The sequence below is a fragment of the Neomicrococcus aestuarii genome (assembly GCF_014201135.1).
Classification (GTDB): domain Bacteria; phylum Actinomycetota; class Actinomycetes; order Actinomycetales; family Micrococcaceae; genus Neomicrococcus; species Neomicrococcus aestuarii.
Window position 1 is genome coordinate 1135460 of the sequence record NZ_JACHDR010000001.1, and the last position, 12232, is coordinate 1147691.

Below are 12232 nucleotides of genomic sequence, written 5' to 3' on the forward strand. Positions count from 1 at the left end.
ATAGATCAGTTCATTCGGGGTTTCTTCCACGGATTTTCAGGGCGCAAAGTCGTAGACTCACGAGAGACTTCGAGAGAGGAAGCGCATGACCAGTTTGCCTACCGTCGCCGAGTATATGGCGGACGTGACTACTGACAAGGTGATCGCGGCAGAGTTGCTCAACGATCGCCACGATCCTGCGAAGGTTGCGTTCACGTGCATTGATGCCGATTTGAACGCTGTTGACCTGACGTATGGTGAGCTTCGCGAGCGCTCTGAGAAGGTTGCGAGCGCGCTGTCCAAGTTGGGTGTGAAGCCCGGCGATCACGTGGCGACACTCATGAGTAAGTCCGCAGACATGTTGGCCACGCTGTTGGGCATTTGGCGTCTGGGCGCCGTGGAGGTTCCGCTGTTCACGGCGTTTGCGTGGCCTGCGATCGAGCTTCGGCTCACCGCGAGCGCCGCGAAGGTTGTGGTGGTGGACGCGGATCAGCGCACCAAGATTGAGGACACCGCGGCTACCGTCGTGATTTCTGGTTCCGCTTCTGAGTACGACGACGCAGCTCAGGTCCCCGAGGATCTCTCACTTGAGGCGCTGGTTGCGCAGGAGGAGCCGGGCTTCCCGGCCTTTGCGGGAACGAAGGACACCCCGCTGGTGCTGATCTTTACGTCCGGAACCACGGGTCACCCCAAGGGCGTTCCGGTTCCGATTTTCGCGTTGGCCGCGTTCCGCCAGTACATTGAGGCGAGCCTTGATGTGCGGGATGAGGACGTGTTCTGGAATGCCGCGGATCCGGGCTGGGCTTTGGGCCTCTACTATGGCGTTCTGGGAGCCATGGTCTCCGGCAAACGCAACCTTTTCCTCCGCGCGGGCTTCGATGCGAAGACGTGTTTTGCCGTGATGGAGAAGTTCAAGGTCACCAACTTCTTGTCAGCTCCCACGATGTACCGCAGCTTGCGGGCCGCGGGAATTCCCGAGGGATCGAACTTTTCCTTGCGTCGAGCTAGCTCTGCTGGCGAGCCGCTGACTCCCGAAGTATCGGTTTGGTCCAAGGAGCACTTGGGCAGTGAGGTCCTGGATCAGTACGGCCAGACCGAACTGGGCATGTTCATTGTGAACGCATGGGCAGATGAGCTCGCGCGCGTTGCTCGCCCACTGTCTATGGGGCATGCCCTTCCAGGCTTTACGTGCGAGGTCCTCGAAAACGAGTCTGACGTGATCGCCGCCCCTAACCAGCCGGGCCGGGTTGCAGTCAACGTCCCCGAGTCTCCTCTCGCGTGGTTCCACGGTTACAAAGACGCCCCGGAGCGCACCGCTCAACGTTTCAGCGCTGACGGCAAGTGGTATTACACCGGCGACGCTGGCCGCCGCGACGAAGACGGTTACTTCTACTTCCAGTCCCGCGACGACGACATCATCTTGATGGCCGGCTACCGCATTGGCCCGTTCGACGTTGAGTCAGCTCTGGCCACGCACCCTGCCGTGCAGGAGTCTGCCGTGGTGGGCGAGCCAGATGAGATTCGCGGCGAGGTTGTAGTGGCGTATGTAGTGCTCGCCAACGGCCACGAAGGCTCGGAGGCGTTGACGGACGAGCTCAAGAAGCACGTCAAGTCTGAATACTCCGCGCACGCCTACCCGCGCCGAGTGGTCTATGTGGAGAGCTTGCCCAAGACCCCGTCCGGCAAGATCCAACGCTTCGTCTTACGCGAGCAAGCAAAGTAGCGGGTTCAAGAAGATACTTCTCAGAGCAAAGAGAAGGCTCGCACCGCCAACCGGCGAGTGCGAGCCTTCTCTTTTTACGAAACTTTAGCCCTTGTGAGCGTCGATGATGCTCTGAGCCCAAGCCTTGAAGTCAGGATCGGACGTGCCGTTCCATTCTTCACCGTTCAAGAACATCGAAGGGGTGCCGCTGATGGAATCAGCCAAGGCAGCCTGCGTGGTGTACTTGACGAACGGACGGTAAGTGCCGTCCTCGATGCAGCTTTCAACGTCAGCGCCGTTGTCCTTGGCCATCTGAGCCAACTCGGCGTTGGTCATCTCGCCCTCAGCGTGGTGAGCGAACACAGCGGTGGCGAAGCTGAAGTAGGAAGCAGGAGCTTCGTTAGCTACACATGCGAAAGCGTTAGCGCCGCGCGAAGAGTAGTTGGTTGGTGAACCGCGGTCCAGGAAGGCCACATTGCGGTACTCGAGGGTGATGTCCTTAGCGTCCAGCCACGTCTTGAGATCGTCGCCGTATTCGCTCTCGAAGTCAGCACAGTACACGCAGTTAGCGTCCACGTACATGATGAGCTGGAGCGGATCGCCAGCTTCGGCCTTCACAACGCCACGAGGGGCTGGGGTTCCGGCAGCAGTGGGGGTAGCGCCGGCGTTGTTAAGGTCAACGGTCTGGCCGGATTCGGTGCTCGCGAGTTCAGTCGAGGTCACCAACGTGATACCACCGTTGGTGTTACCACCAGCTGGAACGGGGCCGGCGTCAGCGACTTGTCCCTTGTTCTGCTGCAGGACAATAGCGGCCACGATCGCGATGATCGCAACGACGGCCACGAGCACGCCGATCTTGACCCAAAGTCCCTTACGTTTTTGCGAGGCCGCCTGCTGAGCACTGAACTGACGTGCTTTCTCACAGGCTGCGGCACTATCTCCACGTGGAGTCGGCGAGTTGTTAGCCATGTGTCGTTGCTTCCTTCTTATTCGAGATTCCTCGGTCAAAGTCTAGAGGAAAGGCTTATTCAAGGTTCTCAGGGTTTCTTGAGGATTCAAGTTCCTCTGCTGAGGAAAGCCGAAAGGCGATAGATTGAATCAGTAGATCGCCTCATTGATGACCATCTGCACACTTGCATTAGGAGCACCACGGTGACAGTAGCAACATCCGCGAACGCCTATGACTTCATTGTGGTGGCCAACAGGCTTCCGGTAGACCGGAAAATCGGCGCAGACGGCGAACCGGTGTGGCAGCGTTCCCCCGGCGGCTTGGTAACTGCTTTGGCTCCGGTCATGGAGAATAACGACGGCGCGTGGGTGGGTTGGCACGGCGCTCCGGACGAGACGGTGGAACCTTTCGATCAAGGCAACATGCACTTGGTGCCGGTCCCGTTGTCCGCCGAGGACGTTGAGATGTATTACGAAGGCTTCTCCAACGCCACCCTCTGGCCGCTCTATCACGACGTAATTGTTTCTCCGGAGTATCACCGCACCTGGTGGGACCGGTACGAGCGCGTGAATCGCCGCTTCGCGGAGGCCGTGAGTGAAATTGCCGCTCCCAACGCCGTGGTGTGGGTGCAGGATTACCAATTGCAGTTGGTTCCGGCGATGCTACGATCAGCCCGACCCGACGTGAAGATCGGCTTCTTCAACCACATTCCGTTCCCGCCCTATGAGATTTTTGCGCAACTGCCGTGGCGCGCACGCATTTTGGACGGCTTGCTGGGTGCGGATTTGGTGGGCTTCCAGCGGCAAAGCGATGCAAACAACTTCTTGCGCAGCATTCGTCGCTTGCGGGGCCATATTGTGCGCGGTTCTGCGGTTCATGTGCACGACGACGCAGGCACGCCGACACATATTTCTCGCGCTGAGGCGCACCCCATTTCTATTGATACCCAACGCATCATTGACCTCGCGAAATCCCCCGAGGTGCAAGAGCGCGCCAAGCAGATCCGCAGCGAACTCGGCAATCCGGACACGGTCCTGCTCGGGGTGGACCGACTTGATTACACCAAGGGCATTGCACACCGCATCAAGGCGTTCGGAGAACTTTTAGACGACGGCCGCCTCTCGGTGGGCCAAGCGTGTTTGGTGCAGGTTGCTAGCCCCAGCCGCGAACGCGTGGGCAGTTACCTGAACCTGCGCGAAGAAGTAGAAGGGCTCGTGGGCCGCATCAACGGCGAGCATGACACCTTGAGCCACACGGCTATCCGCTACTTGCACCACTCGTACCCGGTGGAAGAGATGGTGGCTATGTACATGGTCGCCGACGTCATCCTGGTGACCGCGCTGCGCGACGGCATGAACTTGGTGGCCAAAGAATACGTAGCCTCCCAAGACGACCAAGTGGGCGTCCTGGTTCTCTCCGAATTCACGGGCGCCGCCGACCAGCTCCGCCACGCCATCCAAGTCAATCCTCATGACATCGACGGACTCAAGGACGCGATCGTTCAAGCCGTGGAGATGCCGGAAGCTGAAGCGAAGCGACGGATGCGCATCATGCGACGCCACATCCTCAGCCAAGACGTCACGCGGTGGTCGGAAACCTTCTTGCGCTCCTTGAGTAACGAAGAAATTGAAGTTGGGGCAGAGAAGTGAGCCGCGTCGTCGTACCGGAAAATTTCCGCCGCGAAAGCGAACTCGGAGCGCGACTGCAGAATGCAGAGCGTCTTTTGATAGCCCTCGACTTCGACGGCACCATCTCGCCGCTGGTCGCTCGCCCCGAGGACGCTCGAGCGCTGCCCGCCACCGCGAGACTCCTACGAAAGCTGGATGAGCTCGCCGCAGCAACGGTTGCGAGTGCCCGTCCAACTTTCTTGGCGCTCGTGTCCGGCCGGGACATCGCGAGTTTGCAAGTAGTTGCGGAACCTGGAGAGCATTCCTTCCTTGTAGGAAGTCACGGCGCCGAACTCCGCACCCCCGTCACCGCGAACGTGGACCCCGCAGTTCCGCTCACGGAAGCGCAACGCGAACTGTTGGCGACCGTTACTGAGGTTCTTGAAAGCGTCCAAAGCAAGCATCCTGGCTCCTTCCTCGAATACAAGACTCTCTCTACCGTGTTGCACACTCGCGGAATGGGGGCAGAGGAGGCGAGCGGCGCCGTGGTCATGGCGGAAAAAGCCCTCGCGAGCCTCAACGGAGTGAGCCTCAAGCACGGCAAGGAAATCCTTGAAGCCGCGGTTGCGCACTCAAGCAAGGGCGAGGGGCTCATTTGGTTGCGCGAACAAACGGGGGCTGACTGCCTCCTTTTCGCCGGAGACGATGTCACAGATGAGCAAGGATTCGCCGCGCTGAAGGCCGGTCAAGACGTCACCGTGAAGGTGGGATCCGGGGAAACTATCGCCGAGTTCAGAATTTCCGGCCCCGAATCCCTTCCTGCCCTATTGCAACTGGTCCTTGATGTGAGAAGCTGAGACTCCTATCACTACGGATCGTCGGGCACGTACCTGCCCGTGAAGGGTTGTTTTTCCATGGCTTCAGTAACGTATGACAATGCCACGCGCATTTATCCCAACAGCGTCAAGCCTGCTGTTGACTCGCTCAACCTGAGCATCGCGGACGGCGAATTCTTGGTTCTCGTAGGACCATCCGGTTGCGGAAAGTCCACCGCGTTGCGCATGCTCGCAGGACTTGAAGACATCAACGCAGGACGGGTTTTGATTGGTGACCGCGACGTCACCAACGTTCCGCCCAAGGATCGCGACATCGCGATGGTCTTCCAGAACTACGCGCTCTACCCGCACATGACGGTGGGCGACAACATGGGATTCGCGCTCAAGATTGCCGGCATCGACAAGGCCGAGCGTGAGGCTCGCGTCCTCGAGGCAGCGAAGCTGCTGGACCTCGAGCCGTACCTCAAGCGCAAGCCCAAAGAGCTCTCCGGTGGTCAGCGTCAGCGTGTGGCCATGGGCCGCGCGATTGTGCGTAGCCCACAGGTCTTCCTCATGGATGAACCGCTCTCCAACTTGGATGCCAAGCTGCGCGTGCAGACTCGCACCCAGATCGCCTCACTGACCCGCCGCCTTAAGGTCACCACGGTCTACGTGACGCACGACCAAGTGGAAGCCATGACCATGGGTGACCGCGTGGCCGTGCTCAAGGACGGTCAGCTCCAGCAGGTCGATACGCCGCGCAATTTGTACGACCACCCCGCAAATGTGTTTGTTGCCGGGTTCATCGGCTCCCCTGCCATGAACCTTCTGCAGCTTCCGGTAGTGGATGGCGGCGTGAAGTTCGGTGACACCATTTACCCGGTGTCTTCGTCCACCTTGAACGCAGCCACGGGCCAAACGGTCACGTTGGGTGTTCGCCCCGAAGACCTCGACCTGGTTCCAGCCGGTTCCGGCTTGGCCGTCGATGTTGACGTAGTGGAAGAGCTCGGCGCGGACGCGTACGTGTATGGACGCTCCAATGTAGGCGGATCCGAACAGCACATGGTGATCCGTGTGGATGGTCGTAAGCCGCCGCGCGGTGGCGATTCCATTCACGTGGTTCCTCGCGAAGGTCACGTGCACCTCTTCGATGCCGAATCTGGCCTGCGATTGGGCGCTGAGACCCCAGCGGATACCCCGGTGGCGGATCTGGCGGACGTTCACGCGCTCCAGGGTCTCACCGAGGACGCACACTAAGTAGCGAACAGCACGGCTCGACTAAGAGCACTGCTGAACGAACAGCACGGCAGTGAATCGGCAGTGAAAGCAGGGTGAGAATGTGAGCGACGTTCGGATTATCTCGGCGTCAATCAACCCTGCTCTCGTGGATTTCCCGTGGGACACTCCTCTTGAAGAGTGGCCCGCGGGAAACCTCGCCGCCATGCCCCGCGGTCTCTCCCGCCACGTGGTGCGATTCGCCTACATGGGTACCGAAGTGGTGGCCGTCAAAGAGACCGTGGAGCGGCCGGCCCGCCACGAATATGACATGCTGCGCCGGCTGAACGCGTTGAAGGTTCCCAGCGTGGAGCCCGTGGCGATCGTCCTGAACCGCCGCTCCCCCACCGGAGATGATTTGGGCGCCGCTCTGGTCACCCGCCACTTGTCATACTCCTTGCCCTACCGTGCGCTCTTCTCCCGCCAATTGCGGCGAGACACCTTGCACCGACTGATTGACGCCCTAGCGGTCCTGTTGGTGAAGCTGCACTTGGTGGGCTTCTACTGGGGCGACGTGTCGCTGTCCAACGTGCTGTTCCGCCGAGACGCGGAAGGCTTCGCCGCCTACCTGGTGGACGCCGAAACCGGCGAGCTGCACCCGTCACTTTCCCGCGGTCAACGTAACTACGACGTTCAGATCGCCATGGAAAACATTGCCGGCGAAGTCATGGACCTCACCGAGGGCGGTCTCGCCGAAGAAGAACTCGACGCTGTGGGTACCGGCCAGCTCCTGGTAGAGCGTTACCGAGCGCTCTGGGCCGAGCTCACCCACCCGGACTCTTTCGATATTTCCGAGCGATGGCGCGTGGACGAACGCGTCCGTTCCCTCAATGCTCTGGGCTTTGACGTCGGTGAGATCTCGCTCGAAACCACCGGCGACGGTCACCGCTTGACGCTGGTCCCCCGCGTGGTGGAGCCGGGCCACCACACCCGCCGCCTCATGCGCCTGACCGGCCTTGACGTGGGCGAACTCCAAGCTCGACGTATCCTCAATGACATCGACGCCTATGCCGCGCGCCGCCACCCGGGCATGCCCGAAGAACTGGGCGCCTCCTGGTGGATGCAGGACACTTTTGAGAAGATCATGAGCGGCATTCCCGATGACATGCGTACACGGCTAGAACCCGCGCAGATTGTTCACGAGGTCCTGGAACACCGCTGGTTCATCTCCGAGCACCGCGGCCAGAACGTTCCCTTGTCAGAGACAGTTCAGTCCTACGTCCAAAACGTACTGGCGCACCGTCGCGACGAGCGCGCGCTCGTGTTGGACTCGAGGGACATCACCGAGGGCGCGGACTAGTCGCAGCCCCTCGCTTAGGCGGGAGCCTTCACTCCTGGGAGTCGGTACAGCGATACTCCCGGGCCGGATGATTTCCACCGTACGACGCCGCTGGGTGAGGTTGAGAGGGTCGGTGCACCTTCGCCAATGGTCAAGAGAGTTTCAATGTCTGTCGCAGGATGGCAGAGCGCCTTCACCGGGAGTTCGAGGCCCTCTTCAAGCGCTTTTCGAGTGGCCATGAACAGCACCGACTCGTCGTCGCTTTCACGGATGAACGCGAGTGCATCGCCTTCGGCAAACAGCCATCGGATTCCACCGTCCGCCAACACTGGGTGACGACGACGCGTCTCCGAAAGCGCGCGGTAGATACCGCGCAGGTCCCGTTTGATGCGGCTGGGATCATCCCATGGCATGGGAGTTCGCGACTCTTCGCCGTTGAATCCTTCGAGCCCAAATTCGTCTCCTGCGAAGACCAGCGGAATGCCCGGCAAGGAGAACTGCAGTGCAGCAGCAACTTCTTGCCCGCCGGGAATGACTGCGAGCGCTGCGCGCGCCGTGTCATGGGTGTCGATGGCGTTCATGTTGCACAAACGCACCGACCACGGGAAACCTGCGATGAAGTTCAAGTGGGTCGCCAGTAGTTCCTCGGCTTCGATCCGGTCCGGACCTTTTTGTGGCACCCCGTAGAAGTCCGGCCACGTTTGCACGGCTGGCACTGGGATACCGGAGACGGACAGCAGCGTGGCGGTGTTGACGCCAGCTGCCTCTTCAACTTGTTCTTGAGTCAGCTCTGGCCACTCTCCTCGAGAGAGCCACTGCCACACAGGACGCGTGAAGTTGGTGTACGTCATGGCGCCGTGCCACGTTTCACCCTGGAAGTCAGCGCTCGCATCGGATGTGGACTCCGCTAAGAGGAGCGCGTCCGAGTTCAGCTCGGTCACGCGTTCACGGATGATTTTGGCAACCTCGTAGTTCAGGTCATCCCGGCCGTGGCGACCGGTCATGTTGCCCACGTCGATGCGCCAGCCATCCAGGTTGAACGGTGGCTTGAGCCAACGCGCCACCATGGAGTCGTCGTCAAGGACGAAGCGCTTACGCAAATGCGCGGAGTGCCAATTGAACTTCGGAAGTGAAGGAACACCCAGCCAGGCAACGTAATCCTCGTTGCCTTCACCGAAGTAGTACATCTCCGATTCCGGCGCTTCCGGGTTCCGGAACGAGGCGCGGAACCACTCGTGCATATCTCCCGAGTGGTTGGTAGTTAGATCGCCCATGACCTTGAGGCCGCGCGCGTGAATCTCTTCAACCAACCGCACGAGTGCATCGTCGCCGCCGAGCAAGGGATCCACCTCGGCGAACGCGGAAGCGTCGTAGCGGTGGTTCGAGCGCGCCGCGAACATCGGCGTCAAGTACACCAAGGTAGCGCCGACAGCCACCAAGTGGTCCAGCTTTTCGCGGATACCGTCGAGGTCTCCCCCGTAGAACTGATACGGGGTTTCCGGCCCACGTCCGATCACCGGGGTGTCATCCCACGAACACGCAATAGCCCACTCGGGGGTGGGGTGCTGATCCGCTTGGCTCGAGCGCGCGAAGCGGTCCACAAAGATTTGGTACATCACGGCCTGCGGCGCCCACGCGGGTGCGCCGGGACCTGCCACTAAACGGAAATCGGAGGCGTCCGGGACGTCATGCGTAAAGACGCCCTGCGCGTTCACCCAATACGAACGTCCGCTGGACTGCACAAACCACCGGTACTTCTGCACCGGGTTGATGACCGTGAGGTGGGCTTCCCACCACTGGTCGGCACCCGCATCAGCAGAGCCCTCTTCCTCAAGGTCCGCCCCACCGTTGGCTTCAAACGGGAGCCGATCTGCGGCGTCGTAATGGGGTTCAGCGTCCCTTACGGAACGCAACCACACCTTCTCTACCTCACCGAAACCGGCGGGCACTCGCAAGCGAACGCGGACAGTACTACCGAGCTCGGGATGCAACTGATCAACGTACAAAGCAGAGCCATCATGGTGCGGCTGAAAGAGCATGAATCAAACCTATCCGAGATCGGCGCAACGGTCCTGTTAGCGCTAGCCTTTGACGCCGCCAGCCGTCAGGCCGGAGGTGATGTAACGCTGCAAGAACAAGAACAGAGCCATCACGGGAAGCGCGGCGAGGACGGCACCGGCAGCAAAGACGCCCCAGTTCTCCGAACGCTGCTCAGAGACGTAGGAGTACAAGCCCACCGCGAGCGTCTGAGATTCCGGATCCGTCAGCACCACGGACGCGATCACGAACTCGGAGGAAATGCCAATGAAGCTCAGCAAACCCACCACCGCGAGGATCGGAGTCACGAGCGGGAGGATGATCTGGAAGAACACCTGCACGTGGCTTGCGCCGTCAATGCGGGCGGATTCGTCGAGTGATTGCGGAACCGTGTTGAAGAAGCCGTACATGAGGTACGTGTTCACGCCGAGCGCGCCACCGAGGTACACCATGATCAAGCCCAGGCTGGAGCCCAGACCGATCGCGGGAATGATGTCGCCGAGGTAATTCAGCAGCAAGAAGATGGCCACCACGGTGAGCAGCTGCGGGAACATTTGCAGCAAGAGCAAGGAGAGCAGTCCCACGCGCCGACCCTTGAAGCGCATGCGGGAGAACGCGTAGGCCGCGAGCGCGCCAAGGAACACCGTCAGGGCGCTTGTGACCAGACCGATGATCAGCGTGTTCATGAACCACTTGCCGAACGGGCGCTCGGTGTCAGCGAAGAGCTGCTGGAAGTTGCCAAGATCAAAGCGGGAGAACAAGCTGTTGGAACCGGCCATGGTGCCGGAGGAGTCGAACGCCGCCGAGAGCACATAGAGCAGCGGGAAGATCGAGAAGATGATCGCGACAATCGCCACGATGTGCCGCCACCCCTTCTCACGGAACCAGCGGCCGAACGGCATTTTGATCTCGCCGTTGGCGTTGGTGTTGCGCTGAGGAACCACTTCGCTGCTCATTAGTTGATCTCCTCGAGTGACTTGGTCTTGTTGAAGCTGACCGTAGAAATCACGGCCACAATGATGAAGATGATGATGGCCAGCGCGCTCGCGAGGCCGTAATCGCGGCCCGTGCCACCGAACGCCACCTTGTAAACCATGGTGATCAGGATGTCCGTGGCGCCCACGTCATACGTGGTGCCGTCGAAGCGCGGCCCACCGCCGGTGAGCATGTAGATCACGTTGAAGTTGTTGAAGTTGAACGCGAAGCTGGAAATCAGCAACGGAGCAATGGAGACCAGCAAGAGCGGGAGCTTGATGGAGCGGAAGATGCGCCATGCGCTCGCGCCGTCCATGCGGGCGGCCTCGTCCACTTCTTCAGGCAAGGACTGCAAAGCGCCCGTGCACACCAAGAACATGTAGGGATAACCCAGCCACAGGTTCACCAAGAGCACGGAGAACTTAGCCAGCCACGGATCCGTGAGCCACGGGATGTCCGCTCCGCCCAGCAACGTGTTGTTGATGAAGCCGAATTCCGGGTTCAACAGGCCGGACCACACCAGGCCGGACAAGAACGCGGGGAAGGCGTACGGCAAGATCATCAGCACGCGGTAGATGCGCTTTCCGCGCAGGTCCGCACGGTTGAAAGCAATAGCCAAGAAGAGGCCAAGTGCGAACGTCGTCAGCACGGAGAAGAACGCGAAGGCGAACGTCCAGAGCGTTACTTGCCAGAGCGGTCCGGACAAGTTGGGGTCTGTGAAAGCGCGCTGGAAGTTCAAGAACCCAACGTCGATTTTCCAACCGGTGCTGAGCTGCTGGCCATCCGCGGTGGCGAACGCGCCCTGTCCGTTGTCCTTATAAACGGCACCGGTCGTGGTGTCCGTGAAGGTGTCCGCGGCGGCGTCGTACTTCAGCTTTGGAGCAAAGACGTACGCCGTGGAGCCATCGCTTGTGGCAAGAGAGCCATCCGCCGGGTTATCAGAGATCGGGGCCTTAACAGCGGTGACGGCTTGCTGGTTCTGCAGCAAGTCCGTGAACGCGAGGGTGCGATACCCGTCAACGCCGGTCGCCTGACCGGTGGATGAAGTGGTGGACGGAGTCACTTCATGGAGCGGCTCGCCGGTGGTGCCGAGCTTCGCCGTACCGTCCGGTTCCGTCACCAGCAGGTAGAAGGTTCCATCCTTTTCCAGCACCGTGTTGGCGTACTGCGGTGAATCCGGAACACGCTCTTGAGCGGCCAGCTGGATGGAGGTGATGGCGTCTTCTTTCGAAGAGTTGTGGCCATCACCGTAGTTCGTGAACGCAATGTACGTGGAGTACGCCATCACGAAAACTTGGAAGAGCAAGAGGAAGAAGACGCCCGGGGCGAGGTACTTCGCGGGAAGACCACCGCGGCGCAAGTAGATCCAGTTGATCACCAGGGTGACTGCGAGCGCCACCGCGAAGATCAGCCATTCGTGCTGTGAAGCCAGCTGGATCAGCACATACACGGCGACCGCGTCCACGATGCCCAGCAGGGCAATCTTGGCCAGCGTGCCCAGAACTGAGTCCGGTGCGTGTTGCTTGCGTTGTTTCTTGACAGGCGGCTGCGGGGATTCAGCCTCGAGAGTCCCTACGGCAGATGCTCCGGACATGCGCTAATTCTTCCTCACAA

General features: G+C 60.3%; 9 protein-coding genes. 5 read left to right on the forward strand and 4 right to left on the reverse strand.

Translation table 11 applies throughout. The features are described 5' to 3' along the window. The first annotated feature begins 85 nt into the window (after positions 1 to 85). Positions 86 to 1702: an AMP-binding protein gene (locus tag HD598_RS05065; RefSeq protein WP_183664261.1), complete on the forward strand. Its 1617-nt coding sequence runs from the start codon at positions 86 to 88 to the stop codon at positions 1700 to 1702. 84 nt (positions 1703 to 1786) lie between these two features. On the opposite strand, the gene HD598_RS05070 is transcribed toward HD598_RS05065, so the two are convergent. After that, the gene (locus tag HD598_RS05070; RefSeq protein ID WP_183664262.1) at positions 1787 to 2650 is read right to left on the reverse strand and encodes a DsbA family protein; all 864 of its coding nucleotides are present in this window, start codon (positions 2648 to 2650) and stop codon (positions 1787 to 1789) included. Between the two features lie 183 nt (positions 2651 to 2833). Between HD598_RS05070 and otsA the strand changes: the two genes are divergently transcribed. From otsA to HD598_RS05090, 4 genes are all read left to right on the forward strand, one after another. Continuing rightward, positions 2834 to 4279, forward strand: coding sequence for an alpha,alpha-trehalose-phosphate synthase (UDP-forming) (gene otsA / locus HD598_RS05075; protein WP_311538958.1), 1446 nt, complete (start codon positions 2834 to 2836; stop codon positions 4277 to 4279). Then, the gene (gene otsB / locus HD598_RS05080) at positions 4276 to 5094 is read left to right on the forward strand and encodes a trehalose-phosphatase (protein ID WP_183664264.1); all 819 of its coding nucleotides are present in this window, start codon (positions 4276 to 4278) and stop codon (positions 5092 to 5094) included. The genes otsA and otsB overlap by 4 nt, the downstream gene beginning before the upstream one ends. A gap of 57 nt (positions 5095 to 5151) precedes the next feature. Beyond that, on the forward strand, positions 5152 to 6309 hold the full coding sequence (locus HD598_RS05085) for an ABC transporter ATP-binding protein (protein WP_071894120.1): 1158 nt from the start codon (positions 5152 to 5154) through the stop codon (positions 6307 to 6309). A gap of 82 nt (positions 6310 to 6391) precedes the next feature. Beyond that, entirely contained in the window at positions 6392 to 7627 is a 1236-nt protein-coding gene (locus HD598_RS05090; protein ID WP_183664266.1) for a DUF4032 domain-containing protein, read from the forward strand. Between the two features lie 14 nt (positions 7628 to 7641). Here HD598_RS05090 and HD598_RS05095 read toward each other — a convergent pair whose 3' ends face one another. The 3 genes from HD598_RS05095 to HD598_RS05105 are packed head-to-tail and all read right to left on the reverse strand — an operon-like array spanning position 7642 to position 12212. Continuing rightward, entirely contained in the window at positions 7642 to 9645 is a 2004-nt protein-coding gene (locus HD598_RS05095) for a glycoside hydrolase family 13 protein (RefSeq protein ID WP_183664268.1), read from the reverse strand. 42 nt (positions 9646 to 9687) lie between these two features. Beyond that, positions 9688 to 10599 (reverse strand): sugar ABC transporter permease, encoded by a 912-nt coding sequence (locus HD598_RS05100; protein WP_071894123.1) that lies wholly within the window; start codon positions 10597 to 10599, stop codon positions 9688 to 9690. Then, a complete protein-coding gene (locus HD598_RS05105) occupies positions 10599 to 12212 on the reverse strand; it encodes an ABC transporter permease subunit (RefSeq protein WP_071894124.1) in 1614 nt (537 codons plus the stop codon). The genes HD598_RS05100 and HD598_RS05105 overlap by 1 nt, the downstream gene beginning before the upstream one ends. Positions 12213 to 12232: the final 20 nt, after the last annotated feature.